The organism is Streptomyces sp. NPDC111744 (genome assembly GCF_055634995.1).
The window spans coordinates 1-26,910 of sequence record NZ_JBVKCG010000028.1; the positions used below are offsets into that span (position 1 = coordinate 1).

Annotated in this window: 26 protein-coding genes; 10 read left to right on the forward strand and 16 right to left on the reverse strand. The window is 71.2% G+C overall.

Annotation, left to right across the window (positions count from 1 at the left end):
• Positions 1-625: 625 nt before the first annotated feature.
• Positions 626-1,672: a tryptophan--tRNA ligase gene (trpS, locus tag ACZ7OO_RS37865; protein ID WP_471512008.1), complete on the forward strand. Its 1,047-nt coding sequence runs from the start codon at positions 626-628 to the stop codon at positions 1,670-1,672.
• A 133-nt stretch (positions 1,673-1,805) separates the two neighbouring features.
• On the opposite strand, the gene proC is transcribed toward trpS, so the two are convergent.
• From proC to ACZ7OO_RS37900, 7 genes are all read right to left on the reverse strand, one after another.
• A complete protein-coding gene (proC, locus tag ACZ7OO_RS37870; RefSeq protein ID WP_471512009.1) occupies positions 1,806-2,618 on the reverse strand; it encodes a pyrroline-5-carboxylate reductase in 813 nt (270 codons plus the stop codon).
• Between the two features lie 68 nt (positions 2,619-2,686).
• On the reverse strand, positions 2,687-3,469 hold the full coding sequence (locus ACZ7OO_RS37875; RefSeq protein ID WP_471512010.1) for an ABC transporter permease: 783 nt from the start codon (positions 3,467-3,469) through the stop codon (positions 2,687-2,689).
• On the reverse strand, positions 3,466-4,275 hold the full coding sequence (locus ACZ7OO_RS37880) for an ABC transporter ATP-binding protein (protein WP_471512011.1): 810 nt from the start codon (positions 4,273-4,275) through the stop codon (positions 3,466-3,468). Before ACZ7OO_RS37880 ends, ACZ7OO_RS37875 begins: the two co-directional genes overlap by 4 nt.
• A 246-nt stretch (positions 4,276-4,521) precedes the next feature.
• Positions 4,522-5,331 carry a class I SAM-dependent methyltransferase gene (locus tag ACZ7OO_RS37885; protein WP_471512012.1) on the reverse strand — a complete coding sequence of 270 codons (810 nt, stop codon included), beginning with the start codon at positions 5,329-5,331 and terminating at the stop codon, positions 4,522-4,524.
• Positions 5,332-5,416: 85 nt separating this feature from the next.
• Positions 5,417-5,935: a voltage-gated chloride channel family protein gene (locus tag ACZ7OO_RS37890; protein WP_352225637.1), complete on the reverse strand. Its 519-nt coding sequence runs from the start codon at positions 5,933-5,935 to the stop codon at positions 5,417-5,419.
• A 56-nt stretch (positions 5,936-5,991) separates the two neighbouring features.
• Positions 5,992-6,282, reverse strand: coding sequence for an SH3 domain-containing protein (locus ACZ7OO_RS37895; protein ID WP_471512013.1), 291 nt, complete (start codon positions 6,280-6,282; stop codon positions 5,992-5,994).
• 116 nt (positions 6,283-6,398) lie between these two features.
• Complete coding sequence (locus ACZ7OO_RS37900; protein WP_471512014.1) at positions 6,399-6,719, reverse strand: SH3 domain-containing protein; 321 nt, start codon at positions 6,717-6,719, stop codon at positions 6,399-6,401.
• Between the two features lie 179 nt (positions 6,720-6,898).
• Between ACZ7OO_RS37900 and ACZ7OO_RS37905 the strand changes: the two genes are divergently transcribed.
• Positions 6,899-9,007 (forward strand): protein kinase domain-containing protein, encoded by a 2,109-nt coding sequence (locus tag ACZ7OO_RS37905; RefSeq protein ID WP_471512015.1) that lies wholly within the window; start codon positions 6,899-6,901, stop codon positions 9,005-9,007.
• Positions 9,008-9,065: 58 nt separating this feature from the next.
• On the opposite strand, the gene ilvD is transcribed toward ACZ7OO_RS37905, so the two are convergent.
• The 4 genes from ilvD to ACZ7OO_RS37925 all read right to left on the reverse strand — a co-directional run bounded on the left by ilvD (position 9,066) and on the right by ACZ7OO_RS37925 (position 13,739).
• On the reverse strand, positions 9,066-10,919 hold the full coding sequence (gene ilvD, locus ACZ7OO_RS37910) for a dihydroxy-acid dehydratase (protein ID WP_471512016.1): 1,854 nt from the start codon (positions 10,917-10,919) through the stop codon (positions 9,066-9,068).
• A 267-nt stretch (positions 10,920-11,186) separates the two neighbouring features.
• Positions 11,187-11,813 (reverse strand): TetR/AcrR family transcriptional regulator, encoded by a 627-nt coding sequence (locus tag ACZ7OO_RS37915; protein ID WP_471512017.1) that lies wholly within the window; start codon positions 11,811-11,813, stop codon positions 11,187-11,189.
• A complete protein-coding gene (locus tag ACZ7OO_RS37920) occupies positions 11,810-12,640 on the reverse strand; it encodes a sugar phosphate isomerase/epimerase family protein (RefSeq protein WP_471512018.1) in 831 nt (276 codons plus the stop codon). Before ACZ7OO_RS37920 ends, ACZ7OO_RS37915 begins: the two co-directional genes overlap by 4 nt.
• 166 nt (positions 12,641-12,806) lie before the next feature.
• Positions 12,807-13,739: a Ppx/GppA family phosphatase gene (locus tag ACZ7OO_RS37925; protein ID WP_471512019.1), complete on the reverse strand. Its 933-nt coding sequence runs from the start codon at positions 13,737-13,739 to the stop codon at positions 12,807-12,809.
• Between the two features lie 149 nt (positions 13,740-13,888).
• On the opposite strand from ACZ7OO_RS37925, the gene ACZ7OO_RS37930 reads away from it, so the two are divergent.
• A complete protein-coding gene (locus tag ACZ7OO_RS37930; RefSeq protein WP_471512088.1) occupies positions 13,889-14,692 on the forward strand; it encodes a DUF3109 family protein in 804 nt (267 codons plus the stop codon).
• 114 nt (positions 14,693-14,806) lie between these two features.
• Here the strand turns inward: ACZ7OO_RS37930 and ACZ7OO_RS37935 are convergent, their stop codons facing one another.
• Positions 14,807-16,492: a BACON domain-containing protein gene (locus ACZ7OO_RS37935; RefSeq protein ID WP_471512020.1), complete on the reverse strand. Its 1,686-nt coding sequence runs from the start codon at positions 16,490-16,492 to the stop codon at positions 14,807-14,809.
• Between the two features lie 210 nt (positions 16,493-16,702).
• Here ACZ7OO_RS37935 and radA point away from each other — a divergent pair, with 210 nt between their 5' ends.
• Positions 16,703-18,112, forward strand: a complete 1,410-nt coding sequence (gene radA / locus ACZ7OO_RS37940) for a DNA repair protein RadA (RefSeq protein WP_471512021.1) — start codon at positions 16,703-16,705, stop codon at positions 18,110-18,112.
• Positions 18,113-18,192: 80 nt separating this feature from the next.
• Entirely contained in the window at positions 18,193-19,317 is a 1,125-nt protein-coding gene (gene disA, locus ACZ7OO_RS37945) for a DNA integrity scanning diadenylate cyclase DisA (RefSeq protein ID WP_471512022.1), read from the forward strand.
• Positions 19,318-19,529: 212 nt separating this feature from the next.
• On the opposite strand, the gene ACZ7OO_RS37950 is transcribed toward disA, so the two are convergent.
• Entirely contained in the window at positions 19,530-20,384 is an 855-nt protein-coding gene (locus ACZ7OO_RS37950; RefSeq protein WP_471512023.1) for a hypothetical protein, read from the reverse strand.
• Positions 20,385-20,618: 234 nt separating this feature from the next.
• Between ACZ7OO_RS37950 and ACZ7OO_RS37955 the strand changes: the two genes are divergently transcribed.
• From ACZ7OO_RS37955 to cseC, 5 genes are all read left to right on the forward strand, one after another.
• Complete coding sequence (locus ACZ7OO_RS37955; protein ID WP_471512024.1) at positions 20,619-21,494, forward strand: HhH-GPD family protein; 876 nt, start codon at positions 20,619-20,621, stop codon at positions 21,492-21,494.
• Positions 21,495-21,761: 267 nt separating this feature from the next.
• Complete coding sequence (locus ACZ7OO_RS37960) at positions 21,762-22,301, forward strand: SigE family RNA polymerase sigma factor (RefSeq protein ID WP_471512025.1); 540 nt, start codon at positions 21,762-21,764, stop codon at positions 22,299-22,301.
• Positions 22,289-22,960 (forward strand): hypothetical protein, encoded by a 672-nt coding sequence (locus tag ACZ7OO_RS37965; RefSeq protein WP_471512026.1) that lies wholly within the window; start codon positions 22,289-22,291, stop codon positions 22,958-22,960. Before ACZ7OO_RS37960 ends, ACZ7OO_RS37965 begins: the two co-directional genes overlap by 13 nt.
• A gap of 42 nt (positions 22,961-23,002) precedes the next feature.
• Positions 23,003-23,707, forward strand: a complete 705-nt coding sequence (gene cseB, locus ACZ7OO_RS37970) for a two-component system response regulator CseB (RefSeq protein ID WP_471512027.1) — start codon at positions 23,003-23,005, stop codon at positions 23,705-23,707.
• An 11-nt stretch (positions 23,708-23,718) separates the two neighbouring features.
• Complete coding sequence (cseC, locus tag ACZ7OO_RS37975; protein ID WP_471512028.1) at positions 23,719-25,086, forward strand: two-component system sensor histidine kinase CseC; 1,368 nt, start codon at positions 23,719-23,721, stop codon at positions 25,084-25,086.
• A gap of 3 nt (positions 25,087-25,089) precedes the next feature.
• On the opposite strand, the gene ACZ7OO_RS37980 is transcribed toward cseC, so the two are convergent.
• From ACZ7OO_RS37980 to ACZ7OO_RS37990, 3 genes are read right to left on the reverse strand one after another with little or no spacing between them, the layout of a single operon-like run.
• Positions 25,090-25,947: a class I SAM-dependent methyltransferase gene (locus ACZ7OO_RS37980; protein ID WP_471512029.1), complete on the reverse strand. Its 858-nt coding sequence runs from the start codon at positions 25,945-25,947 to the stop codon at positions 25,090-25,092.
• Positions 25,948-25,949: 2 nt separating this feature from the next.
• Positions 25,950-26,381, reverse strand: coding sequence for a VOC family protein (locus ACZ7OO_RS37985; protein ID WP_471512030.1), 432 nt, complete (start codon positions 26,379-26,381; stop codon positions 25,950-25,952).
• On the reverse strand, positions 26,378-26,860 hold the full coding sequence (locus tag ACZ7OO_RS37990) for a helix-turn-helix transcriptional regulator (protein ID WP_471512031.1): 483 nt from the start codon (positions 26,858-26,860) through the stop codon (positions 26,378-26,380). The genes ACZ7OO_RS37985 and ACZ7OO_RS37990 overlap by 4 nt, the downstream gene beginning before the upstream one ends.
• Between the last annotated feature and the right edge of the window lie 50 nt (positions 26,861-26,910).

Sequence of the window (26,910 nt, forward strand, 5' to 3'; positions counted from 1 at the left end):
CTCTCGGGCTTTCCTCCGGGCTTCCCTTCGGTCTTGCGTTTCCGACTCTATCAGACCGTTTTCCGATCCGATTTCCTCGGCGCTTTCCAGGTTCCCGCTCTCGCGTTTCCCTTTCCGGCGGCTCCGACTCTATCAGATCCTTTCGGCGTCTGATTCCCCGTCAGAGGGGGCTGTCTTCGCGGCTGTTGGGCCGTTCCGACGAGTGAGACTTTAGCGGATTCCCGGCCTCCGAGCTAATCGGGGGCCGCGTCCTTTCGAACGTGGATTCCTCATTCCGCTAATACGCATGCCAAAGCAACACGACGACGTCGCCGACTGCTGGTAGGTACTTGCGGAGTGGCTGTCCGGGGACCGACCGGAGTCGGCGCTCACGTCGGACAACCCGGAGAACATTACGTATCCGGTTGGGGTGTGTCAACTCGCGGCGGGACGGGACCCCGGGGGCGTATGGTGGGCGGCATGACTACGCGTACGTGCACCCAGCAGTGGTGGGCCGCCTGACGGCGGCCGCGCTCACGTACGCATCCAACGGCCGCCGCCTCGGCGGCCGTTCGTGTATCTCCCTCCAGAACCTCTGAGGGTCGGCCGCTCGGGACGGCGGCTCCGACCAGGAGGTGGAGAGGGAATGACACGGGTCTTCAGCGGGATCAAGCCGACCGGGCACCTGACTCTGGGGAACTACCTGGGGGCCATGCGGCAGTGGGCCGCCGTGGATCAGTACCAGGCTGACTCCTTGTTCTGCATCGTCGATCTGCACGGGATGACCGTGGACCACGATCCGGCCCGGCTTCGCCGGCTCACCCGGCAGGCGGCGACCCTGCTGCTGGCGGCAGGGCTGGATCCGGAGCTGTGCACCGTGTTCGTACAGAGTCATGTCGACGAGCACACCCGGCTGTCGTACCTCATGGAGTGCGTTGCGACCGACGGGGAGATGCGGCGCATGATCCAGTACAAGGAGAAGGTCGCGAGCGAAGGGGCGCGGGGGCGGAGCGTGCGACTGTCCCTGCTGACGTACCCGGCGCTGATGGCGGCGGACATCCTGGGGTACGGGGCGGACGAGGTGCCGGTCGGTGACGATCAGGCGCAGCACGTGGAGCTGACGCGTGACCTGGCGGTGCGGTTCAACCAGCGGTACGGGCACACGTTCGTGGTGCCGAAGGCGACCGTGCCCAAGGTGGCCGCGCGGGTGATGAACCTGCAGGATCCGACGTCGAAGATGGGCAAGAGCGACGACTCCGGGGCGGGCATCGTCTATCTGCTCGACGAACCGGACGTGATCCGGAAGAAGATCATGCGGGCCGTCACGGACAGTGGGCGGGAGGTCGTCTATGACCGGGAGGAGCAGCCGGGGGTCGCGAACCTGCTGGAGATTCTCGCTGCGTGCACGGGCGGGAACCCTGAGTCACTGGCATCCGTTCATGATTCGTACGGCGCTCTGAAGCACGCCACCGCGGAGGCGGTGCTGGACATGCTCAGTCCCGTACAGGCCAGGCACAAGGAGTTGTGTGCCGATCCGGGATATGTGGAGGGGGTGCTGCGGCATGGGGCGGAGAAGGCTCGGGCGATCGCCCGGCCGATTGTCGATACCGCCTATCGGGCGATCGGGTTGTTGCCGCCCGGCGCCTTCTCGGGCGCTGCTGCGGCCGAGCCCGCGCTGAGCACCGTGCGATAGGCGCGGTAGGCGTGGGGACTGGTGGCAGGTCGCGATGCGAAGTGCCGTCGCATCGCGACCTCGCTGCTGAAGCCGGCCCCGAGTGGCCTTGAAGCATCAGCCCCCGTCAGCCCCTCTGCCTTCCTGGTCCTTCTTAGTCCTTCTTGCCGGAGGCGAGTTCGCGGCTGCGGTCGCGGGCGGCTTCGAGGGCGGCGATGAGGGCGGCCCGTACGCCGTGGCTCTCCAGTTCGCGGATGGCGTTGATGGTGGTGCCGGCGGGCGAGGTGACGTTCTCGCGGAGTTTGACGGGGTGTTCGCCGCTGTCGCGGAGCATCACGGCGGCGCCGATCGCGGACTGGACGATGAGGTCGTGGGCCTTGTCGCGGGGCAGGCCGAGCAGGATGCCGGCGTCGGTCATGGCCTCGACCAGGTAGAAGAAGTACGCCGGGCCCGAGCCGGAGAGGGCGGTGCAGGCGTCCTGCTGGGACTCGGGGACCTGGAGGGTCTTGCCGACGGCGCCGAAGATGTCCTCGGCGGTGGCGAGATGGGCGGCCGTGGCGTGGCTGCCGGCGGAGATGACGGACATCGCCTCGTCGACGAGGGCGGGGGTGTTCGTCATGACACGGACGACCGGGGTGCCGGTGGCGAGGCGCTCCTCGAAGAAGGAGGTGGGGATGCCCGCCGCGCCGCTGATGACGAGGCGGTCGGCGGGGATGTGCGGGGCGAGTTCGTCGAGGAGGGCGCCCATGTCCTGCGGCTTGACCGTGAGGATCAGGGTGTCGGCGGTCTTCGCGGCCTCGGGGTTGGTGACCGGGGTGACTCCGTGGCGGGCGCGGAGTTCTTCGGCCCGTTCGGGGCGGCGAGCGGTGACCAGGAGGTCGGCGGGTGCCCAGCCGGCGCGGATCATTCCGCTGAGCAGGGCTTCGCCGATCTTGCCGGTACCGAGGACTGCGACTTTCTGACTCATACGGTTCAGTCTGGCACCGAGGGTGGGGGGCGAGGGGCGGTTGTCCGCTGAGCGGACGTCGGCGCCGGCTATGCCGTACGTCGCCTCAGGGTGGCAGCTCCCAGGGTCAGCACCAGCAGGGCGCAGCCGGCGACGATCAGGATGTCCCTGACGAAGGTGGCGGTCATGTCGGTGTGGTGGAGGACCTGGTTCATGCCGTCGACGGCGTAGGACATGGGGAGGACGTCGGAGAGGGCTTCGAGGGCGGGGTGCATCTCGGAGCGGGGCGCGAAGAGGCCGCAGAGGAGGAGCTGGGGGAAGATCACCGCCGGCATGAACTGGACCGCCTGGAATTCCGAGGCCGCGAAGGCCGAGACGAAAAGACCGAGGGCTGTGCCGAGCAGGGCGTCGAGCAGGGCGACCAGGAGCAGGAGCCAGGGGGAGCCGGTGACGTCGAGGCCCAGGAACCAGACGGCCAGGCCGGTGGCGAGGGCCGACTGGATGATCGCGAGGAGGCCGAAGGCGAGGGCGTAGCCGGCGATGAGGTCGGCTTTGCCGAGAGGCATGGTGAGGAGGCGTTCGAGGGTGCCGGAGGTGCGTTCGCGGAGGGTGGCGATGGAGGTCACCAGGAACATCGTGATGAGCGGGAAGATGCCGAGGAGTGAGGCGCCGATGTTGTCGAAGGTGCGTGGGCTGCCGTCGAAGACGTAGCGGAGCAGGACCAGCATCAGGCAGGGGATGAGGAGCAGCAGCGCGATCGTGCGGGGGTCGTGGCGGAGCTGGCGCAGGACACGGGCCGCGGTGGCGGTCGTGCGGGAGAGGTTGAGGGCGCTGACGGGGGCGGTCGTGGTGGTCGCCGTCTGGGTGGTCATCGTGCGCTTTCCTTCGTGCGGGAGGTGGCGGCCGCTTCGTCGACGAGGTGGAGGAAGGCGGCCTCGACCGTGTCGGAGCCGGTGCGGGTGCGGAGGGCCTCGGGGGTGTCGTCGGCGAGGATCTCGCCCTCGCGCATGAGGAGGAGGCGGTGGCAGCGCTCGGCCTCGTCCATGACGTGGGAGGAGACGAGGAGGGTAGCGCCGCGGCTGGTGGTGATGGAGTGGAAGAGCTGCCAGAGGTCGCGGCGCAGGACGGGGTCGAGGCCGACGGTGGGTTCGTCGAGGACGAGGAGTTCGGGGGTGCCGAGCAGGGCGGCGGCGAGGGAGACGCGGCTGCGCTGGCCGCCGGAGAGGTTGCCGGCGAGGGCGTCGGCGTGGCTGGTGAGGTCGACTTCGCCGAGGACGCGTTCGACGTCGTTGCGGCGGTCGGGAGCGGGGCGGGTGGGGTCGAGGATCGAGCCGAAGTAGTCGAGGTTCTGGCGGATGGTCAGGTCGTCGTAGACGGAAGGGGCTTGGGTGACGTAGCCGATGCGGGTCCGGAGGGAGGGGTGGCCGGCGGGGTGGCCGAGGACCTTCAGGGTGCCGGTGACCTTGGCCTGGCTGCCGACGATGGAACGCATCAGGGTCGACTTGCCGCATCCGGAGGGCCCGAGCAGGCCGGTGATCTGACCGCGGGGGACGGTGAAGTCGAGACCGCGCAGGACGGTGCGAGGGCCGCGGACAGCGGTGAGGCCGGCGGCCTGGATGGCTGGGGGCAGGACGGAGTTGCCGGGGGCCGCGGGCGGTTCCGGCGAATAATTCACCATGTGATGAATAATCCTTGACGAGACAGGGGCGTCAAGGGGAGGGGACGGGATGCCACTCGGCGGTGCGCCCTCCGAGACGGCCGCGCGAGCGCTGAGGAACGGCTGAAGTCGGTTGCTCACCGGGACCAGTTGCCGTTGGGAAGGAGCGGCGCGACGGGAAGGCGGCCCGGGTACGCGCTGTGGGCGTGGTTGAACGTCACCGGCCCGCTCGTGTGTGGGTGCGGCGGGCCGGTGTGCGGGTGTTGGTCAGGCATTGAGGGCGACGAGGAGCAGGACGTCGTACGTCTCCTCGACGATTTCCTCCGGGAAGACCTTCAGGAGGTGGGCGCGCTCCTCGGTGAGGACGGCGGTGCGGCGGTCCTCGGGAGTGACCAGGAACGCCGAGTGGCTGCCGATGTTGGCGAGGTGGGTGTCGAGGGGGACGCGGCGGCTCCAGCGGACCGCACGGCGGGTGAAGCGGAGGCGGCCACTGGGGTCGGCGAGGTCCGTGCGGTCGGCGGTCTTGCGCTTCTCGGCGGCGGTGTCCACGCCGAAGAAGCGGCTACTCCGGTCGGCCTGCCCGGCGATCCAGTCGATGTCGAGGGCGTCGGTGTTCCACCACAGCGCGAGCGCACCGCCGGGACGCAGCACGCGGAGCGCCTCCGGCACGGCGTGGGCCGGGTCGGTCCAGTGCCAGGCCTGGGCGTATGTGAGGAAGTCGGCGGTGTCGTCGGCGAGCGGGAGGGCGTTGCCGTTGCCGCGGACGAGCGGGATGCCGGGGAGCGTGAGGTGGAACTGGGCCGCCATGCCCTCCCCCGGCTCCACCGCGACCACGTCGGCGCCGCGCGCGTGCAGGACGGCGGTCGCGATACCGGTGCCCGCGCCGACGTCGACCACCCGGGCGCCGGTGAGGGAGCGGCCGGCCTCCTCCTCGACGGCGTCGAGGAGAGCGGGCGGGTAGGAGGGACGGTTCGCGGCGTACTGGGCCGCGGCGACGTCGAAGGAGCGGGCGCGGGTTGCGTGGGAGGGGATGGGGGTGGAGGCGGGGTTCTGGGGGCTCGGCCGGCTTGTGGTCACACGGGCATGATCCCGGGGGTGGGGCGAGGGGCGACAGGGAGTTTCGACAGGCGGGCGGATGCGCCCGATGCCGTACCGCAGTCCCTCAGCGCCTCCGCCTCTTCTTCGACGGGTTGCCCGTGCGGCGCGTGGTGCGTCGTTCGTGTTCCTGGCGGGCGGTGTCGTACTCGGCACGGTGGAGTCTCTCGCCGGGGGCCTCCGTCAGGGAGCGGAAGAAGTAGGCGAGGAGGGAGCCGACGAAGCCGATGGCGAGGAGGCCGCGCAGGGAGGCCTGGCGTTCGGGGTCGGGGCGCTTCCCGAAGCCGTCCCAGGTGTTGCGGAAGGCGAGGGCGCTGCAGATGGCGAACATCGCGACGACCAGAACGGTCACGAAGGCGCCGGTGTCGGCGAGCTGCACGCCCTCGTAGGCGAAGCGGAGGACAAGGCAGGAGACGACGGCGGCGGCGAGCGAGCCGACGGCCACGCCGATACGGCGGGCGGTGTAGCCGTCGTCGTGGTTGACCCAGGACGTGCCGAAGAAACGGAGGGGCTCGGGGCGGGGTCCGCTCGGGGCCTCGCCGGTGGAGCCCGCGGGGGTGTCCGGGGTGCCTGGTTCGTCGCTCACGGGACGATTATGGCGCCGGGCGGCCGCGGGCTCCGGGGCGGGTCGTACCGACCGTGTCAGGAGCAGCGGTCGGCTACGTAGCCGTCGCTGCCCGTGTTGACGTTGGTGTCCGAGACGAACTCGCCGTTGCTGATGTTGTCCCAGATGTTCGAGGTGCCGTAGTAGCCGGACACGGTGGAGCCCGGCGTCTGACAGTAGATCGGCACCTTGGCTCCCTCGGGCAGGACCCGGGTGATGTCGTAGCTGGTGCCGGGGCCGCTGCGGACGTTCAGGCGAAGGCCCGGGGCGACGTCGTAGTAGCGGACGCTGGCGGCGGCGTTCGCTGTGGCGGCGGAGCCAAGGAGCATGAGGAAGGCGCTGCCGGTGGCTGCCGCTAAAAGGGTGGATCTGCGTCTGAGCGATGTCATAGGAGTCCTCCGGAGTCCGAAGACCGGATCAGGCGAAACCCGGTCACGAGACAGGATCAGGCGCAGCGGTCGGCTACATAGCCGTCGCTGCCGGTGTGGACATAGGCGTCCGAGACGTATTCGCCGTTGTCGATGTTGTCCCAGATCTGGGATGTGCCGTAGTAGCCGGCCACCGTCGTGCCGGACGTCTGGCAGAAGATCGGGACGCGGGTGCCCTCGGGGAGGGTCCGCGTGATGTTGTAGCTGGTGCCGGGGCCGCTGCGGACGTTCAGGCGGACGCCCGGGGCGACCGCATACGTCTTCACGGATGCGGCCAGCGTCGTGACGGCCTCTTCCTCGCCGCTGCTCTCGGTTTGCTGTGCTTGATCGACAGACATGTGTAGCTCCCCCGTTGGCCCCATGAGTGCCATGGAGTCCCGTAAATTCCCCTGAATCGAGCCACGAAACGCATGTGCGCAACTCGCACTCGGAGGCTAGCAAGCCGCCTCTGTATCGCACGAGTCATCGACTAGGCTCCGTGCGTCGCGCTCCGCGGAGAAAGCACGGGGGTGGTCAGATGACGTCACAGCGCAACACCGGAGCGGACGCGGAAGCGGAACTTCCCGAGTACGCCGGGCACTACCGCCTGGAGTCCTGCCTTGGTTCGGGCGGTATGGGTGTGGTGCACCTGGCTCGCAGCACCTCGGGGCTGAAGCTCGCCGTCAAGATCGTGCACGCCCAGTTCGCCAAGGACCGTGAGTTCAGGGGCCGTTTCCGGCAGGAGGTGGCCGCCGCGCGCAAGGTCAGCGGCGCCTTCACCGCGCCCGTCGTGGACGCCGATCCCGAGGCCGCGCGGCCCTGGATGGCCACCCTCTTCATCCCCGGCCCGACCCTCGCCGAGCAGGTGAAGCGGAACGGGCCCATGTCCCCTGCGCAGTTGCGCCGGCTGATGGCCGGGCTCGCGGAGGCGCTGCGCGATATTCACAGGGTCGGGGTGGTGCACAGGGATCTCAAACCGAGCAATGTGCTGCTCGCAGAGGACGGTCCCAAGGTCATCGACTTCGGAATTTCTCGGCCAAAGGACAGTGAACTGCGGACCGAGACCGGGAAGTTGATCGGTACGCCGCCGTTCATGGCGCCCGAGCAGTTCCGCCGGCCTCGTGAGGTCGGGCCGGCCGCGGACATCTTCGCGCTCGGGTCGGTGCTGGTGCATGCGGCGACCGGGCGGGGGCCGTTCGACTCCGACAGCCCGTACGTCGTCGCCTACCAGGTCGTGCATGACGAGCCCGACCTCACCGGCGTACCGGATGAGCTGGCTCCGCTGGTGCTGCGCTGTCTCGCCAAGGAGCCCGAGGACCGGCCGACGCCCGACGAGATGATGCGGGAACTGCGGTCGTTGGCGGCGTCGTACGACACGCAGGCGTTCATACCGGCCCAGCGGGTCAGGGACGACCACGGCGATCCGCCCAGGGAGGGGGCACCGGCCGCTGTTCCGGAGAAGAGGGCGCGAAAGGCGACGAGACGGCGCATGGGCGTCGTCGCCGGGACGGGTGTCCTGGTCCTGGGCGGTGTGGTCGCTTCGGCACTGTGGCCGGGGGACGGCCGTCCGGCACCTGCCGGCGACACGGTGCACAGTTCCGCCCCCGCGTTCGAAGCCTGGCAGAAGGAGGCAGTGGCCAAGGACGGCTCGGGGATGCCCCAATGCGTGGGCGGAGCAGGCAGACTGCTGTGCTTCCGGTCGGGGCTGGCCTTCGCCCTCGACCCAGTGGACGGCCGACTGCTGTGGCGGCACAGGGCCACGGACGAACGTACCAGCGGCTCGCCCTCCGTGTCGGGCGGGCTCCTGCTGCTGCCGACGGACGGGGGCCGGCGGGTGGAGGCGCTGGACCCCGCCTCAGGTTCGTCGCGCTGGAAGCAGGACCTGCCCGCGCACCAGGGCATGAAGATCACCAAGAGCATGCTACTGGTCGTCGGGGCCGACAAAGTGATCACCGGCCTCGACAGCAAGTCCGGCCGCGCCAGGTGGAGCATGCCCGTCTCCGGCAGCGGCACCCCGTCCCTGAGTTCGTTCGCCGGAGATCCGTCGGCGTACGCGACCAGCACCTCCGCCGACGGAACGCACACCCTGGTCACCGCACTGGACCCGGGCACCGGTGCCAAGCGCTGGGAAGCCCGGCTCGCGGGGGACCTCCGGCCGGTCGGCAGCGCGGGCGGGTCACTGTTCCTGCTGTCCGTGGACACCACCTCCGGGGCGACGGACGCGGTGGTGCGCTACACGGCTGACGCGAAGGCGGCCCGCCGCGTGACGCTGCCCCTTCCCCGGTTGGCGCCGGGTGCCGCCGTGCGGGGCGATGTCGTCTATCTGCTGTCCGCCGGTGGCTCGCTGGAGGCCGTGGACCTGGAGCGCGGCAAACGGCTCTGGGCACTCCAGACGTCGGTGAGCCGGGGCTCGGCGCCCGCGGCCGACAACCGGCGCGTCTACTTCACCGCGGCCGACGGACGTCTGCTCGCCGTCGACGCCCGCAAGGGAACCCTCGTCGGCCAGACTCCGGCGCGACTGGGCACCAACGCCGACCAGATCACCGCCGCCCTGCCGGCGCCGCTGGTCCTCGCCACCCACATCTACGCCACCGCCCCCGACGGCACCGTCTTCGCCGTGGACGCCGAGGATCCGGCCGGCTGGTAACTGACGGGCGAAGGGGCCGCCCCCCGTAAAGGGAGGCGGCCCCTTGCGCAGGCAGGGTTCAGCCGAGCTTGCTCACGTCGCGCACCGCGCCCTTGTCGGCGCTGGTGGCCATCGCGGCGTAGGCGCGGAGGGCCGCGGAGACCTTGCGGTCGCGGTTCTTCGGGGCGTACACGCCGTTCAGGGCCTGCTCGCGGCGGGACAGCTCGGCCTCGTCGACGAGGAGTTCGATCGTGCGGTTGGGGATGTCGATGCGGATGCGGTCGCCGTTCTCGACGAGCGCGATCGTGCCGCCGGAAGCCGCCTCGGGCGACGCGTGGCCGATCGACAGGCCCGACGTGCCGCCGGAGAAGCGGCCGTCCGTGATCAGTGCGCAGGTCTTGCCGAGGCCGCGGCCCTTGAGGAAGGACGTCGGGTAGAGCATCTCCTGCATGCCGGGGCCGCCCTTGGGGCCCTCGTAGCGGATGACGACCACGTCGCCGTCCGTGACCTGCTTGTTGAGGATCTTCTCGACGGCCTCTTCCTGCGACTCGCAGACGACCGCCGGGCCCTCGAAGGTCCAGATCGACTCGTCGACGCCCGCCGTCTTCACGACGCAGCCGTCGACCGCCAGGTTGCCCTTGAGGACCGCGAGGCCGCCGTCCTTGGAGTACGCGTGCTCGACGCTGCGGATGCAGCCCTCCGCCGCGTCCTCGTCCAGGGCCTCCCAGCGCTCGGACTGGGAGAATGCCTCGGCGGAGCGGACGCAGCCCGGGGCCGCGTGCCACAGCTCCACCGCCTCGGGGGACGGGGAGCCACCGCGCACGTCCCAGGTCTTCAGCCAGTCCGACAGGGACGGGCTGTGGACGGAGTGGACCTCCTCGTTGAGGAGACCGCCGCGGTGCAGTTCGCCGAGGAGGGCGGGGATACCGCCGGCCCGGTGCACGTCCTCCATGTAGTACGTGCGGGTCTTCGCGACGTTCGGGGCGACCTTGGCCAGGCAGGGCACCCGGCGCGAGACCTCGTTGATCTCCTCCAGGCCGAACGGGACACCCGCCTCCTGGGCGGCGGCCAGCAGGTGCAGGATCGTGTTGGTGGAGCCGCCCATCGCGATGTCCAGGGCCATCGCGTTCTCGAACGCGGCGAAGGTCGCGATGTTACGGGGCAGGACCGTGTCGTCGTCCTGCTCGTAGTAGCGGCGGGTGATGTCCATGACCGTGCGGGCCGCGGCGACGTACAGCTGTTTACGGGCCGTGTGGGTGGCCAGGACCGAGCCGTTGCCGGGGAGGGAGAGACCGATGGCCTCGGTCAGGCAGTTCATCGAGTTGGCGGTGAACATGCCGGAGCAGGAGCCGCAGGTCGGACAGGCGTTCTCCTCGATACGGAGGATGTCCTCGTCCGAGATCTTGTCGTTCACGGCGTCGGAGATCGCGTCGACCAGGTCGAGGGTGCGGACCGTGCCGTCCACGAGGGTGGCCCGGCCGGCCTCCATCGGGCCGCCGGAGACGAAGACCGCCGGGATGTTCAGGCGGAGCGCCGCCATCAGCATGCCCGGGGTGATCTTGTCGCAGTTGGAGATGCAGACCAGGGCGTCGGCGCAGTGCGCCTCGACCATGTACTCGACCGAGTCCGCGATCAGGTCGCGGGAGGGGAGGCTGTACAGCATCCCTCCGTGGCCCATGGCGATGCCGTCGTCCACCGCGATGGTGTTGAACTCGCGCGGGATACCGCCGGCCGCGGTGATCGCCTCGCTGACGATCCGGCCGACCGGCTGGAGGTGGGTGTGGCCCGGCACGAACTCGGTGAAGCTGTTGGCGACCGCGATGATCGGCTTGCGGCCGATGTCCGCACCGGGTACACCGGAGGCGCGCATAAGGGCGCGGGCGCCCGCCATGTTGCGGCCGTGGGTGACTGTGCGGGACCTCAGCTCGGGCATCGTCGCTCGCTCCTTCAGACAGATAGGGCTGTCATCGAGCGTACGCCCGTAGTTCAGGCCTCGGGACGAGGTGTCCGGAATGCGGGACGAATGTCTCGGACGGATGCCTCAGGCGGTGTCTCGGACGGATGCCTCGGACGGATGCCTCGGACGGTGTCTCGGACGGATGCCTCGGACGGATGCCTCGGACGGTGTCTCGGACGGATGCCTCGGGAGGTCTCTGGACTTCTCGGGAGTGAGCTTCCGGGTCTCTCTCCTTGCCGGGCCCTACGGCCGGGTCAGATGCCCCTGCACCACCGGGGCCACCCGCGCCACGATCTGCTCCAGGTCCGCCGACGCCAGCGGCTCCACCTTGATCACGTATCGCAGCATCGCGCACCCCACCAGCTGCGCGGCCGCCAGTTCGGCGCGCAGCTCCCCGTCCGGGAGGTCCAGCTGTTCGGCGAGACGACGCAGCAGCTGGGAGGCGATCAGCCGGCGGAAGACGGCGGCGGCCGTGTCGTTGTTCACGGCCGAGCGGAGGATCGCCAGCAGGGGGGTACGGGTGGTGGGGTTCTCCCAGATGCCGAAGATGAAGCGGGTCAGACGCTCGCCGACGCCGTCCACCGGGCCGTCGGCGACCGCGATGGGCGCGTTCAGCGCGGGCGCGAAGGCGACCGAGATGGAGGCCTCGAAGACCTGCTCCTTGGTGCCGAAGTAGTGGTGGACGAGGGCCGGGTCGACGCCGGCGGCCTTGGCGATCCCGCGGACGGACGTCTTGTCGTACCCGCGTTCGGAGAACTCCTCGCGGGCAGCGACGAGGATACGGTCCCGGGTGTCCGCCGACTCGGTACGCGGAGGGCGGCCGCGGCGGCGGGTGCCGGTCCCGTTGCCGGCTGGGGCGGCGTCGGTCATCGGCGGGGCACCTTCACCGCCGAGGCCAGGTGCAGGCGGGTGAAGGCCAGGGCCTCAGCGAGGTCGGCCTCGCGCTCCGCGCCGGACATCGCGCGCCGGGTGTTGACCTCGATGACGACATGCCCGTCGAAGCCGGCGAGCGCGAGGCGCTCCAGGAGTTCGGCGCAGGGCTGGGTGCCGCGGCCGGGTACCAGGTGCTCGTCCTTGGCGGAGCCGCGGCCGTCGGCGAGGTGGACATGGCCGAGCCGGCCGCCCATCCGGTCGAGCATGGCGAGCGCGTCCGTGCGGGAGGTCGCGGCATGGCTGAGGTCGATCGTGAAGTGCCGGTAGTCGTCCTTGGTGACGTCCCAGTCGGGTGCGTACGCCAGCATCTCGCGGTCGCGGTAGCGCCAGGGGTACATGTTCTCCACCGCGAACCGGACGTCCGTCTCGTTCGCCATGCGCCAGATCCCCTGGACGAAGTCGCGGGCGTACTGGCGCTGCCAGCGGAACGGCGGGTGCACCACGACCGTGCTCGCGCCCAGTTTCTCGGCGGCGGCCCGGGCCCGCTGGAGCTTGACCCAGGGGTCGGTGGACCAGACCCGCTGGGTGATCAGCAGACAGGGGGCGTGGACGGCGAGGATCGGGATGCGGTGGTAGTCGCTCAGCCTGCGCAGGGCCTCGATGTCCTGGCTGACCGGGTCGGTCCACACCATGACCTCGACCCCGTCGTAGCCGAGGCGCGCGGCGATCTCGAAGGCCGTCGCCGTCGACTCCGGATAGACGGAGGCCGTGGAGAGCGCGACCTTCGCATCCGGGATGCGGACGACGTCCCTTGGATTTGCCACGAGGGACAGGTTACGGGGTGGGGTCGGGTGGGGGCGGAGTGCGTCTTCGGCGGTGTGACGATCGTCGCATCGAAGTGGGGCGGGGCGCCTGCCCGCAGTCGGGGGTTGCCCGCGCCCCCGCGCCCGCGCCCGCCCCCGCCCTCGCGCCCGCCCCCGCCAGGGATACTTACGCCGAACCCATGTGATCAAGGCGCCGGAGGATGACGCCCTCCCTCAGCGCCCATGGGCACACCTCCACCGTCTCCACCCCGAACAGGTCCATCGCGGCCTCCGCCACCAGCGCGCCCGCCACCAGCTGGGCCGCCCGGCCCTCGGAGACTCCGGGGAGTGCGCTGCGCTGGGCCGTGTTCATGGCCGCCAGCCTCGGGACCCAGGTCTCCAGGGAGCTCCGCCTGAGTTCGCGCTGGACGTAGAGGCCCTCCGCGGAGCGGGCCGCGCCGGCGATACGGGCCAGCTGCTTGAAGGTCTTGGACGTGGCCACCACGTGGTCGGGGGCGCCGAAGCGGCTGAACTCGCCGACCGTACGCGCGATCTCGGCGCGTACATGGCGGCGCAGCGCCCGTATGTCGTCCGAGGCCGGCGGGTCGCCGGGGAGCCAGCCGGCGGTGAGCCGGCCGGCGCCGAGCGGCAGCGAGACGGCCGTGTCCGGCTCCTCGTCGATGCCGTACGCGATCTCCAGGGAGCCGCCCCCGATGTCCAGGACCAGCAGCTTTCCGGCGGACCAGCCGAACCAGCGGCGTACGGCGAGGAAGGTCAGCCGGGCCTCCTCGGCGCCGGCGAGGACCTGGAGCTCGACACCTGTCTCGGCCTTCACGCGCGCCAGGACGTCGTCGGCGTTACTGGCCTCGCGCACGGCGGAGGTGGCGAACGGCAGCAGATCCTCGACGCCCTTGTCCTCCGCGGCCTGCAGGGCCCCATGGAGGACACCGATGAGTTTCTCGACCCCGTCGGGACCGATCGCGCCGTTGCCGTCGAGGAGTTGGGCAAGGCGCAATTCCGCCTTGTGCGAGTGCGCGGGCAGCGGGCGTGCGCCGGGGTGCGCATCCACCACCAGCAGATGCACCGTGTTGGATCCCACGTCGAGGACACCGAGTCTCATGTACGGAACGCTACTGCCAGGTGGCCGGTAACCCGTCGTCGGAGCCGTCCACGAACCCGCCTCGGGCGACTTACCCTGTACAGGTGCCAAAGACGAAAAAGACGAAGGACCACAAGGGCGCCAAATCCGCCGACGGTTCTTCTCGGGCGGTGAAGCCACCGAAGCCACTGAAGAAGTCGAAGACGTCACAGCAGGCTCCGGCAGGGGACGAGAAGGGCCTCGACTTCGCGCGCGCATGGGTGGAATTCCCGGACCCGGCGGACGACGAACAGGTGTTCCGCTGTGATCTGACATGGCTGACCTCCCGCTGGAACTGCATCTTCGGCAGCGGCTGCCAGGGCATCCAGGCGGGCCGCGCGGACGACGGCTGCTGCACGCTGGGCGCGCACTTCTCCGACGAGGACGACGAGAAGCGGGTCGCCGGTCATGTGTCGAGGCTCACGCCGGACATCTGGCAGCACCACGATGAGGGCACGCGGAACGGCTGGGTCTCGGAGGACGACGAGGGCTCCCGCCAGACCCGCCCGTTCAACGGCTCGTGCATCTTCCAGAACCGCCCCGGATTCGCGGGCGGCGCGGGCTGCTCGCTGCACATTCTGGCGCTGCGGGAGGGCCGCGAGCCGCTGGAGACCAAGCCGGACGTCTGCTGGCAGCTTCCGATCCGCCGCACGTACGACTGGATCGACCGCCCCGACGACACGCGCGTCCTCCAGGTCTCCATCGGCGAGTACGACCGCAGGGGCTGGGGCCCGGGCGGCCACGACCTGCACTGGTGGTGCACCTCGGCGACCTCGGCACACGGCGCGGGCGACCCGGTGTACGTCTCCTACCGCCCGGAACTGACCGAGCTGATGGGCAAGGCGGGCTACGACCGCCTGGCAGAGCTGTGCGAGGAGCGCCTGGCTTCGCAGCTGCCGCTGCTGGCACCGCATCCGGCGGATCCTGTCGGCTGACGCCGCGTGCAGCGCGCCTCTCAGGGGCGCGGGGCCGTATCGATATGCGGCTCCGCCGCGTGGGCGCGAGCAGCCACAACGACGCCGCACCCGCCGACACACCGCACCCACCACTCACGGACTGGCCGACGAACCCGCACTCTCGCTCTCCGTCGGCGAAGCCGGCCCAGTCGGACTCGGCGTGTCCGACTCGGTGGGCGTCGGCGTGGGCGTCGACTCGCTCGGCGAGGCCGTCGGCGTCGGATCGGCGGAAGCTGACCCCGTCACCGTCGGCACCGGCGTCACCGGAGGGGTCGGCCCCCTCCTCACCGGCGGAGCCATCCCGTACCCGTCGATCGACACCACCGCGCCCGCCGGCGCCACTGCCACCCGCGCGCTCCAGTGACCGGCCGGCTCCCGCAGATGATCGACGTACACCTTGATCGTGAACGACTCGCCCGGCCGGAGCGTTCCCGAGGGCCGCGAGAAGTACAGCCATCCCGCCGACGTGGACACCGACCACCGCACCGCCGAACCCCCGGCCGCGGAGAGCGTGATCAGCGTCGTGTCGCCGTCGTTGGAGGCCGTCACCGCGAGGTGCCCCGCACCGGCCGCCTTCTTCCGGTCGCCGCCCGCGACGCTGATCACCTCCACCGAGACATCGGCCTTGCCGTCCCTGCCGATGCGCGGCCCGGGTCTGATGCTGGCGTTTCCGGCGTTCTCGTAGCCCCCGGCCGCGTCGCCGCCCAGCGCGTCGGGGCCGGAGGCCTCGCGCGCGGTCGCGGACGGCCCCTCGTGGCCCTCTGCCGCAGGCGAGCCCCGGTACGCGGCCCACAGGGCCAGCACCGGCGCGGCCACCACCGTGGCGACCACGGTCGTCGTGACGGCACGCGCGCGTAGCCGGTCGCGGCGGGCCGCGCGATCCTTGGGGTCCATCGGGAAACCGCGCCGGTCGAAGCGCGGAACGGCGGCGCCACGCGCGCGTGGCGGATGCGCCATGGCCATGTGCAGGGCCGCGCGGGGCGCCTCCAGAACGGGCAGCTCGGCCGGTGTGGTCATCGCGCCGGGCCACCGCCCGGGTGCAGCGCGTTCGGCGGTACGGCGGCAGCGCGGACAGTCGTCTACATGCCGGACCAGTTCGCGGCGCAGGGCGCTGCTGAGCACCAGCTGGCTGTCCCCGGTCAGGTGGGACACGCTCGGGCAGCCGCCGGTCTCGACGACGGCGAGCGCCGCGCGGGTGCGTTCCACCTCGCAGGCGGCGGAGGCGAGCAGTTCGCGGGCGCCGGCCAGGTCCATGCCGAGGACGGCGGCGACCTCGTGGGCGGCCAGGTGGTGGCGTACGGCGAGTTCGAGCGCCTCGCGCTGCTCCGGGGTGGTGCCGGCGGCCTCGGGCCAGGCGAGCAGGGCGAGTTCGCGGCGCCGCTGCTCCTCGGTCTCGGCGGCGACCAGCGGTTCGGGGGCGGTGTGCCGCCCCGCCGCATGGGAGGCCTGACGTTTCTGCTTGGCCTCGGCAAGCCCGCGCAGACAGGCCCAGCGGGCCAGCGCGTACAGCCAGGCCCTGCGGTCCCCGGCGGCCTCCGGGACACGCTGGCCGCGCCGCTCGGCGAGCGCGAGGACGTCCCCGAGGGCGGCGGTGGCCGCGTCGTGGTCGCACAGCACCGAGAGGCAGTACGTGAACAGCCCGTCCAGGTACGGCTCGTAGCGGGCCGGCGGTCGCTGCGCCAGCGCGCGTGCCGCCGTACGATCGCGCGCCGAGCGTGCTCCCCGGTGCGCCCGGTGTGTGCCGGTCGTTCGGGCCGTGGTCTCCGGACTGCTGCTCATCACCCGTGCGACCGTAGGCGGCGGCGGATGGCCCCTTCCTGCGCCTTGAGCTCTTTTAATCCGTACGGGTGAAACGATCCCTCATAAGGGGACAGGAACCGGATATTCCGTGGCTCGTTCCCGATGTGGCATGGCCAGGATCCGTCCACCCACACCCGTCACGGAGGCCACCCTGGCCCCGCTGTCAGTGGCGGGGGCTACGGTTTCCGCATGGCTGCCCGTACCAAGACCTCCAAGGACCGTCCGTCCTACCGCTGCACCGAGTGCGGCTGGCAGACGGCCAAGTGGCTCGGTCGCTGCCCCGAGTGCCAGGCCTGGGGGACGGTCGAGGAGTACGGCACGCCCGCGGTCCGTACGACGACACCCGGCCGTGTCACCACCTCCGCGGTGCCCATCGGCCAGGTCGACGGCCGCCAGGCCACCGCGCGGCCGACCGGCGTGCCCGAGCTGGACCGGGTCCTCGGCGGCGGCCTGATCCCCGGAGCGGTCGTCCTGCTGGCCGGCGAGCCCGGCGTCGGCAAGTCCACCCTCCTCCTCGACGTGGCGGCCAAGTCGGCCAGCGACGAGCACCGCACGCTCTATGTCACCGGCGAGGAGTCCGCGAGCCAGGTCCGGCTGCGCGCCGACCGCATCGGCGCCATCGACGACCACCTCTATCTCGCCGCCGAGACCGATCTGGCCGCCGTCCTCGGCCACTTGGACGCGGTCAAGCCGTCACTGCTGATCCTGGACTCCGTGCAGACGGTCGCGTCCCCCGAGATCGACGGCGCGCCCGGTGGCATGGCCCAGGTACGGGAGGTGGCCGGGGCGCTCATCCGTGCCTCCAAGGAGCGGGGCATGTCGACTCTTCTCGTGGGCCATGTCACCAAGGACGGCGCGATCGCCGGTCCCCGCCTCCTCGAACACCTCGTGGACGTCGTGCTGAGCTTCGAGGGCGACCGGCACGCGCGCCTGCGGCTGGTCCGGGGCGTCAAGAACCGCTACGGCGCCACGGACGAGGTCGGCTGCTTCGAACTGCACGACGAGGGCATCACGGGCCTCGCCGACCCGAGCGGACTTTTCCTGACACGACGCGCCGAACCCGTCCCGGGTACCTGCCTGACGGTCACCCTGGAGGGCCGGCGCCCGCTGGTCGCCGAGGTCCAGGCGCTGACCGTGGACTCCCAGATCCCCTCCCCGCGCCGGACCACCTCAGGCCTGGAGACCTCCCGGGTCTCGATGATGCTGGCGGTGCTGGAGCAGCGCGGGCGGATCAGCGCGCTCGGCAAGCGGGACATCTACTCCGCGACCGTGGGCGGGGTGAAGCTCTCCGAGCCCGCCGCCGACCTGGCGATCGCCCTCGCCCTGGCCTCCGCCGCGAGCGACACCCCGCTCCCGAAGAACCTGGTCGCCATCGGCGAGGTCGGCCTCGCGGGCGAGGTCAGACGGGTCACCGGCGTCCAGCGCAGGCTCGCGGAGGCGCACCGGCTCGGCTTCACACACGCGCTCGTACCGGGCGATCCCGGCAAGATCCCGGCGGGCATGAAGGTCCTGGAAGTCGCCGACATGGGAGACGCGCTACGGGTGCTGCCGCGCTCCCGTCGCCGAGAGGCCCCACGGGAGGCGGAGGAGCGCCGGTAGACTTTGCCCTGGTCTCGCCCGTCCGTACGAACCGCGTGCGGGTGCGGGAGCGCATCAGAACCTGCGACGCGAGGAGTGCAGTGGCAGCCAACGACCGGGCAACGGCTCCCGGAAAGTCCGGTGGGAGTGCCGGTTCCGATGGCCTGATGCGTGCCTCGCTGAGCGCTGTGGCTCCGGGCACGTCCCTGCGCGACGGCCTGGAGCGGGTCCTCCGCGGCAACACCGGCGGGCTCATCGTCCTCGGCTTCGACAAGACGGTCGAGACGATGTGCACGGGCGGTTTCGTCCTGGATGTCGAGTTCACGGCGACCCGGCTGCGTGAGCTGTGCAAGCTCGACGGCGGCATCGTGATCTCCTCCGACCTGTCGAAGATCCTGCGGGCCGGCGTCCAGTTCGTGCCGGACTCGACGATCCCGACGGAGGAGACCGGCACCCGGCACCGCACGGCGGACCGGATCTCCAAACAGGTCGGCTTCCCGGTGATCTCGGTATCCCAGTCGATGCGGCTGATCGCGCTCTACGTCGGCGGGCAGCGCCGCGTCCTGGAGGACTCGGCGGCGATCCTCTCCCGTGCGAACCAGGCGCTCGCGACGCTGGAGCGGTACAAGCTCCGCCTGGACGAGGTCGCGGGAACGTTGTCGGCGCTGGAGATCGAGGACCTGGTGACGGTCCGAGATGTCTCGGCCGTCGCCCAGCGCCTGGAGATGGTCCGCCGTATCGCCACGGAGATCGCCGAGTACGTCGTCGAACTGGGCACCGACGGGCGGCTTCTCGCGCTCCAGCTGGACGAGCTGATCGCCGGTGTCGAGCCCGAGCGCGAGCTGGTGGTCCGGGACTACGTCCCCGAGCCCACGGCAAAACGCTCCCGCACGGTCGACGAGGCGCTCTCCGAGCTGGACGCGCTGAGCCACGCGGAGCTGCTGGAACTGCTGACGGTGGCGCGGGCGCTGGGTTACACCGGTTCACCGGAGGCGCTGGACTCGGCGGTGTCGCCGCGCGGCTTCCGGCTGCTGGCGAAGGTTCCGCGGCTGCCCGGGGCGATCATCGACCGGTTGGTGGATCATTTCGGAGGCCTGCAGAAGCTGCTCGCCGCGAGCGTCGACGACCTGCAGACCGTGGACGGGGTGGGCGAGGCGCGGGCGCGGAGCGTCCGGGAGGGCCTGTCAAGGCTGGCGGAGTCGTCGATTCTCGAACGGTACGTGTAGCTCCGCCGGGGCAGACGGGTCGTCCGCGGGCCGGTGCTGTTCGCCCGCGGGCCGGTGCTGATCGCCCGCGGGCCGGTGCTGATCGCCCGCGGGCCGGTGCTGATCGCCCGCGGGCCGGTGGGGGCTGGCCGCGCCCACGCGGCGGCAGCCGCCCATCGATACCGCCCCGCGCCCCTGAAGGGGCGCTTCAGAGCGGCCCCACCCGCCCCCGGCTAATCCGCGGCCAGTACGAAAGAAGCCTGGGCCTTCGTGAATCCCGGGGTCTCGGCCTCCACCAGATATGTGCCTGCCCCGGCCGACCCCGCCGAAGGCGTCGCGCACTGCGGGGCACTCGGCTTGCGGTCCCACTTCAGGGTGTAGGTGATGCTGCTCCCCGCCGGCACCCGGTACCAGAGACTCCCGGCCGTCTTCGGGCAGTCCGCCGACGACCAGTAGCTGTCGTTCGCACTGGCAGGCGTGATCGTCAACACCGCGTTCTTCGGCCCGAGATCGACCTTGCAGTCGCTGGACGACGTGTTCTTCGCCGTGAGTTCGAAGCTCGGCGTCTGCTCCGGCGCGTACGAGTTGTGCAGGCTCTTCAGGCTCAACGACACGGCCGCGGCGGTGCAGTTGGGGAGGGTGGAAGTCCCCGGCAGCGAGGCGACCGTACCGCCGGAGCCCGAGGTGACATCGCCCGAGCCCGACGAGGAACCCGAGGAACCGGCGGAACCAGCCGACGAGCCGACCCCCGACCCGCCCGAACTCCCGCCGTCGGAACTGGAACCGGAACCAGAGGAACCAGAACCGGAACCGGTGCTGGACGACGCGCCCCCGCCCCCGCTCGACTCGTCCCGCCCGCCCGGCGCCTGGCTGATCGCCGGCCCGCTGCCGGACGGCCCCGGCGTGATGGTGGACGCGGGATTCTTGCCGTTCGAGCCGTCGGCACCCTTCTTGCCGCCCCCGCCACTCGACGTGACGATCCAGGTGATCAGCAGCGCCAGCACGGCGACCACGGACACCATGACGACCCTCCGTCGCCAGTAGATGGAGGAGGGAAGCGGCCCGACCGGATTGCGCAGAGATCCCACGGCGCAAACTGTACGAGAGATCCGTGCAGTTCCTCGCCCCACCCGCCGCCCAAACCTCAACTTTTCCGGATCATCATTTCGGCAACTCCCGTCGGCGTGACCCCTTTTCGCGTGACAGGTCCGAAGGAGGGCGCCGAACAGCGCCGGACAGACCCTGAAGCGGCGGCCGCCCCGGCCTCGCCGTGAACCACGTCCAACCCAGCCGTGGCCGGACGTGGCAGGATCGGGAGGGCCATGACTGAGAAGCTCCACGCCCCCGTGATCTCCTGGTTCGACGCCCATGCCCGTGACCTCCCCTGGCGCCGCCCGGAGGCGGGCCCCTGGGGGGTGATGGTCAGCGAGTTCATGCTGCAGCAGACCCCGGTCAGCCGGGTGCTGCCCGTCTACGAGCAGTGGCTGGCCCGCTGGCCGCGCCCCGCGGACCTCGCCGCCGAGGCGCCCGGCGAGGCGGTCCGCGCCTGGGGCCGACTCGGCTACCCGCGCCGCGCCCTGCGGCTGCACGGCGCCGCCGTCGCCATAACGGAACGGCACGACGGCGACGTACCGACGGATCACGCGCAGCTGCTCGCGCTGCCCGGCATCGGCGAGTACACCGCCGCGGCCGTCGCCTCCTTCGCGTACGGGCAGCGGCACGCCGTGCTCGACACCAATGTGCGGCGGGTTTTCGCGCGGGCCGTGACCGGTGTGCAGTACCCGCCGAACGCCACCACCGCCGCCGAGCGCAAGCTCGCCCGTGAACTGCTGCCCGAGGACGAGCGGACCGCCGCCCGCTGGGCCGCCGCCTCCATGGAGCTGGGAGCGCTGGTGTGCACGGCGAAGAACGAGACGTGCCTGCGGTGCCCTATCGCCGGGGACTGCGCCTGGCGGCTGGCCGGCAAGCCGGAGCACGAGGGGCCGCCCCGGCGTGGGCAGACGTACGCCGGTACCGACCGGCAGGTGCGCGGCAAACTCCTGGCCGTACTGCGCGAAGCGCACGCCCCCGTGCCGCAGGCGGTGCTCGACCGGGTGTGGCACGAGCCGGTGCAGCGGGCGCGCGCGCTGGACGGACTGGTCTCGGACGGGCTGGTGGAGCCGCTCGCGGGCGGCCTGTACCGGCTTCCGCTGGGCTGACGTACAGCCACATCACAGGAGAGGGGGCTGTGTTACGACCCCAGCACGGCGGCAAATCACTCAATACCCGGACATACAACCCCGTTTGCTTACCCCGCGCCTACTTCCGTTACACAACCGACGGACAGCCGATTGCTAGCCGAAGGCTGCTCCGCACAGCCCCGTGACAACAGGTCCGTAGCTTCGTTTCTGTGCCCGCCAGGACCGCGGGACAGCAGGAACTCAGGCACAGGGCCGGGGAAAACGGGGATCGGGAGGCGGTTGATCATGACGCAGGGCGAGGTGCTCGAATTCGAGGAGTACGTCCGCACTCGACAGGACGCGCTGCTGCGCAGCGCCCGCCGGCTGGTCCCGGACCCGACGGACGCCCAGGACCTGCTCCAGACCGCGCTGGTGCGGACGTACGGCCGCTGGGAGACCATCGAGGACAAGCGGCTCGCGGACGCCTATCTGCGCCGGGTCATGATCAACACGCGGACCGAGTGGTGGCGGGCCCGCAAGCTGGAGGAGGTCCCGACCGAGCAGCTGCCCGACGCCTGCGTGGAGGACTCCACCGAGCAGCACGCCGACCGCGCTCTCCTCATGGACATCATGAAGGTTCTGGCACCGAAGCAGCGCAGTGTCGTCGTGCTGCGACACTGGGAGCAGATGTCCACGGAGGAGACGGCCGCCGCCCTCGGCATGTCGGCCGGAACGGTCAAGAGCACGCTGCACCGGGCGCTCGCCCGGCTCCGCGAGGAGCTGGAGTCACGCGACCTCGACGCACGCGCGCTGGAGCGTGAGGAGCGGGAGCGTTGCGCGGCCTGACCGGCACAGGGCCCAGCCGGGGCTCGGCGAGTGCACAGGCGGTGACCACGGCGGCGGCCGTGCTCGCCGCCCTCGCCCTTTTCGCCGCCGCCTGCGGCACGGGCGGCACCGGCGCCCGGGACGAGGGCCCGGCGCACGCCGGCTCGGCGGAGAAGGCCCCGGCCGCCGCCTCCCCCTCGCCCAACCCGTCCCAGACCTATGCGAAGGTCGACGCGGTCGCTCTGGTGAAGGCCGATCCGGCGGTCTCGGCCACCGTGAAGCGGGACCTGAAGCCGTGCGCGGGCGACGAGTACCCGGTCGACGTGACCTACGGCGATCTGACCGGCGGCCCGGTCGAGGACGTCGTCGTGAACGTCCTGACCTGCGGAGACGCGGTCGGGGTGGGGGCATATGTGTACCGCGACGAGAGCGGCGCGTACAAGAATGTCTTCAAGGCCGAGGAGTCCCCGGTCTACGCGGAGATCGACCGGGGCGATCTGAGCGTGACCAAACAGGTGTACGAGAAGGGCGACCCGGTGTCGAGCCCGTCCGGTGAGAACGTGATCACCTACAGCTGGGCCGCGGGGCGCTTCGTCCAGGAGGACTTCCACCACACCGACTACGGCAACGCGACCGGCAGCGGCGACGACGCCACGCCGGTCCCCTCCCCCGCCGGCTGACCCCGCCGACTGATCCCACACCGACCACACGAGAGAGCCGGGATGGCAGACCAGACCCACGTCCTGTTCGTCGAGGACGACGACGTCATCCGCGAGGCCACCCAGCTCGCCCTGGAGCGGGACGGCTTCGCGGTCACCGCCATGCCCGACGGGCTGTCGGGACTGGAGGCGTTCCGCGCCGACCGGCCCGACATCGCGCTGCTCGACGTGATGGTGCCGGGCCTGGACGGGGTGAGCCTGTGCCGGCGCATCCGCGACGAGTCCACGGTGCCGGTGATCATGCTGTCGGCGCGCGCCGACTCCATCGACGTGGTGCTGGGTCTGGAGGCGGGCGCCGACGACTACGTCACCAAGCCGTTCGACGGCGCGGTGCTGGTCGCCCGGATCCGTGCGGTACTGCGGCGCTTCGGGCACGCGAGCGGCGCCGACCGGCCGCACGAGGACGCGGCCGCGGTGACCGGCGGCCCGCTGACCTTCGGGGAGCTGGAGATCGACACCGAGGGCATGGAGGTGCGCCGGGCCGGAGAGCCGGTCGCGCTCACGCCGACCGAGATGCGGCTGCTCCTGGAGTTCTCCTCGGCCCCGGGGACCGTACTCTCCCGCGACAAGCTGCTGGAACGGGTCTGGGACTACGGCTGGGGCGGGGACACCCGGGTCGTGGATGTCCATGTGCAGCGGCTGCGTACGAAGATCGGCCAGGACCGGATCGAGACGGTCCGCGGTTTCGGCTACAAGCTGAAGGCCTGAGCGGGGCGGCCATGCGGGAGCTCACCAGATCCATCCGGAGATCCATTCGGCACCGAGGTCCGCGGCTGCGCACCGGACTCCGGTGGAAGCTGAGCGCGGCGATCGCGCTGGTCGGCGCGCTCGTCGCGATCGCGCTGAGCCTGGTGGTGCACAACGCCGCCCGGGTCTCGATGCTGGACAACGCACGCGACCTGGCCAACGAGCGGCTGCAGATCGGCCAGCGCAACTACGAGCTGTCCGGGCGGGCGAACTTCCCCGACGTCAAGATCAACGACCCCGAGCTGCCGCCGGCGCTGCGCGAGAGGGTCGAGGCGGGCCGCCGGGCGACCGACGTCATCGATCCGGGTGGCGGCGCGCCGGACATCTGGGCGGCGGTGCAGGCCAAGGACGGGCGCGTGCTGTCCCTGCACGGCACCTTCCCGAACCGCAGCAGCAATGTGCTGAAGGACCTCGACCAGGCCCTCGTCATCGGCTCCATCGCGGTCGTCCTCGGCGGCAGCGCGCTCGGCGTGCTGATCGGCGGGCAGCTCTCCCGCCGGCTGCGCAAGGCGGCGGCCGCGGCCAACCAGGTCGCCCAGGGCGACCCGGACGTGCGGGTGCGGGAGGCGATCGGCGGGGTCGTACGGGACGAGACCGACGACCTGGCGCGTGCGGTGGATGCCATGGCGGACGCCTTGCAGCAGCGCCTTGAGGCCGAGCGGCGGGTGACGGCCGACATCGCGCACGAGCTGCGGACGCCGGTGACCGGACTGCTCACGGCGGCCGAACTGCTCCCGCCCGGCCGCCCGACCGAGCTGGTCCTCGACCGGGCGAAGGCGATGCGCACCCTCGTCGAGGACGTGCTGGAGGTGGCCCGGCTCGACAGCGCCTCCGAGCGGGCCGAGCTGCAGGACATCATGCTGGGCGAGTTCGTCGCCCGGCGGGTGGCCGCGAAGGACCCGGAGATCGAGGTGCGGGTGGTGCACGAGTCGGAGGTCACCACCGATCCGCGCCGCCTGGAGCGGGTGCTGTTCAACCTGCTCGCCAACGCGGCCCGGCACGGCAGGGCGCCCATCGAGGTGACCGTCGAGGGCCGGGTCATCCGGGTCCGCGACCACGGCCCCGGCTTCCCGGAGAAGCTTCTCGCCGAGGGCCCGAGCCGCTTCCGAACCGGCAGCGAGGACCGCGCGGGGCAGGGTCACGGACTGGGCCTGACCATTGCGGCCGGCCAGGCCCGCGTCCTGGGCGCCCGCCTGACCTTCCGCAACATCCGGGCGGCGGGCGCGCCCGAACACATCCCGGCGGAGGGCGCGGTGGCCGTGCTGTGGCTGCCGGAGCACGCGCCGACGGCCACGGGGAGCTATCCGATGCTGCCGGGCCCGACTCAGGCGAGCCGTTGAGGCTCAGGTCGTGGCCACGAGCAGTTCCTCGCCGCGTGAGGGGCGCAGGCCGTCCGTTCGGCCGGTGAAGTAGCGCTCGGCCAGTTCCTCCGCCGGCACATGCCGGGTCTCGCGGAAACCGGCCTGCCTGGCCAGGGCCGCGATCCGCTCCGGCGTGTAGAAGGTCAGGAAGGGCGTACCGGAGGCCTGCGCGCCCCGCTGGGCCACCCGCAGCTGCTCCCGCTGGTCCGGCTCGACGTCCTCGATCGGCCGCAGGAACGTCGTGACCAGCGTCGACCCGGGGGCCAGCCCGGCGATGCGCCCGAAGGTGGCGGCGACGGCGTCCTCGGTGAGGTACATGGTGACCCCTGCCGAGGCCACCACGGCCGGCCGGCCCGGCTCGAAACCGGCGGCCACCAGCTGTCCCCACCAGTCCCCCTCGAAGTCCACCGGCACCAGCCGCAGCCAGCCCGGTACCCCGTACCCCAGCTCGGTCAGCCGCCGCCGCTTCCATGCCACGGCCCCGGCCCGGTCGGCCTCGAACACCCGCAGCCCGGCGGCCACCGCGTCGGACGCGCGGCGCTGCGCGAAGGTGTCGAGACCGGCGCCCAGGACGACGTACTGGTCCACGCCGCGCCCGGCCGCCGCCAGCGCCAGGTCCTCGACGAACCGGGCCCGGGCCACGATGGACGCCCGGGTCCGCCGGGTGGCCTCGGCGTCCATGTCCGGTCGCGCCCGCCAGTCGTCCCCGGCCTCCGGCCCGGCGAGCCGCAGCCCGGCCTCGTCCTCGATGACGTATGGCGGTGCGTCGGCGTGCCGGTGCAGCGCCCGCCACAGGGCGACGCGGACGGCGGTGTGATCGGGGCCCTCGTGCACGGACATGCTCAGAACTCCTTGGAGAAGTCGAGCTCCTCGCTGCGCTCGGTCAGTGAGTACCAGTTGCCGTTGTCGTCGCGGAAGATCGCCTCGATGCCGTACGGCCGCTCCTTGGGCTCCTGGATGAACTCGACGCCCCGCGCCCGGAAGGTCTCGTAGTCACCTCGGCAGTCGTCGGTGCGGAACGCCCCGGCGCCCAGGGCGCCCTTGGCCACCAGCGTGCGCAGCGCGTCCGCGGACTCGGGGTCGAGGCCCGGCCCGTCCACGCGCATCAGGGCGAGTTCGACACCGGGCTGGCCCTTGGCGCCGACGGTGACCCAGTGCATGTCACCCATGGCGATGTCGTCGCGTACCTCGAAGCCGAGCTTCTCGGTGAAGAACGCCTTGGTGCGCTGCTGGTCGAAGGTCCACACGGTGGTGATGGCCAGGCCCTGGATCATGGCTGTGCTCTCCTGCCGGACGGTTGCTGCTCCTGTCCGTCACGGTAGGCGGGCGGGTCGTCGGCGCGCTTCTCGGAAGTTGCGCTCCTGTTCCGGAAGCCGCCGGCCCAGAGCATGGCGTAGCAGCCGGGGATGAGGGAGGCACCTCTGCCCACGTGCTCGGTCCGGTACTCGGTGGGACTGAGCCCGGTACGTGCCTTGAAGCGGCTGGAGAACGTACCCAAACTGCTGAAGCCGACCAGATGGCAGATCTCGGTGACGGTGAGGTTGGCGCCGCGGAGCATCTCCTGGGCCCGCTCGATCCTGCGGTGCGTCAGATACTGGCCGGGCGTCTCGCCGTAGGCCTCCTTGAAGGCGCGGATGAAGTGATACCGCGAGTACCCGGCGTGCGCGGCGACCGCGTCGAGGTCCAGGTCCGGGTCGGCCCACTCCCGGTCCATGGCGTCTTTGGCGAGGCGCAGCCGACGCAGTCTGTCCATGGGGCCGATGGTGACACGGGCCACTGACAACGCCGGCCGGGCTGGACAGA

Coding starts and splice junctions, on each gene's coding strand:
- trpS (WP_471512008.1), top strand. CDS start 626: ATGACACGGGTCTTCAGCGGGATCAAGCCGACCGGGCACCTGACTCTG.
- proC (WP_471512009.1), bottom strand. CDS start 2,618: ATGAGTCAGAAAGTCGCAGTCCTCGGTACCGGCAAGATCGGCGAAGCC.
- ACZ7OO_RS37875 (WP_471512010.1), bottom strand. CDS start 3,469: ATGACCACCCAGACGGCGACCACCACGACCGCCCCCGTCAGCGCCCTC.
- ACZ7OO_RS37880 (WP_471512011.1), bottom strand. CDS start 4,275: ATGGTGAATTATTCGCCGGAACCGCCCGCGGCCCCCGGCAACTCCGTC.
- ACZ7OO_RS37895 (WP_471512013.1), bottom strand. CDS start 6,282: ATGCTCCTTGGCTCCGCCGCCACAGCGAACGCCGCCGCCAGCGTCCGC.
- ACZ7OO_RS37900 (WP_471512014.1), bottom strand. CDS start 6,719: ATGTCTGTCGATCAAGCACAGCAAACCGAGAGCAGCGGCGAGGAAGAG.
- ACZ7OO_RS37905 (WP_471512015.1), top strand. CDS start 6,899: ATGACGTCACAGCGCAACACCGGAGCGGACGCGGAAGCGGAACTTCCC.
- ilvD (WP_471512016.1), bottom strand. CDS start 10,919: ATGCCCGAGCTGAGGTCCCGCACAGTCACCCACGGCCGCAACATGGCG.
- ACZ7OO_RS37915 (WP_471512017.1), bottom strand. CDS start 11,813: ATGACCGACGCCGCCCCAGCCGGCAACGGGACCGGCACCCGCCGCCGC.
- ACZ7OO_RS37925 (WP_471512019.1), bottom strand. CDS start 13,739: ATGAGACTCGGTGTCCTCGACGTGGGATCCAACACGGTGCATCTGCTG.
- ACZ7OO_RS37935 (WP_471512020.1), bottom strand. CDS start 16,492: ATGAGCAGCAGTCCGGAGACCACGGCCCGAACGACCGGCACACACCGG.
- radA (WP_471512021.1), top strand. CDS start 16,703: ATGGCTGCCCGTACCAAGACCTCCAAGGACCGTCCGTCCTACCGCTGC.
- ACZ7OO_RS37955 (WP_471512024.1), top strand. CDS start 20,619: ATGACTGAGAAGCTCCACGCCCCCGTGATCTCCTGGTTCGACGCCCAT.
- ACZ7OO_RS37960 (WP_471512025.1), top strand. CDS start 21,762: ATGACGCAGGGCGAGGTGCTCGAATTCGAGGAGTACGTCCGCACTCGA.
- cseB (WP_471512027.1), top strand. CDS start 23,003: ATGGCAGACCAGACCCACGTCCTGTTCGTCGAGGACGACGACGTCATC.
- cseC (WP_471512028.1), top strand. CDS start 23,719: ATGCGGGAGCTCACCAGATCCATCCGGAGATCCATTCGGCACCGAGGT.
- ACZ7OO_RS37980 (WP_471512029.1), bottom strand. CDS start 25,947: ATGTCCGTGCACGAGGGCCCCGATCACACCGCCGTCCGCGTCGCCCTG.
- ACZ7OO_RS37985 (WP_471512030.1), bottom strand. CDS start 26,381: ATGATCCAGGGCCTGGCCATCACCACCGTGTGGACCTTCGACCAGCAG.
- ACZ7OO_RS37990 (WP_471512031.1), bottom strand. CDS start 26,860: ATGGACAGACTGCGTCGGCTGCGCCTCGCCAAAGACGCCATGGACCGG.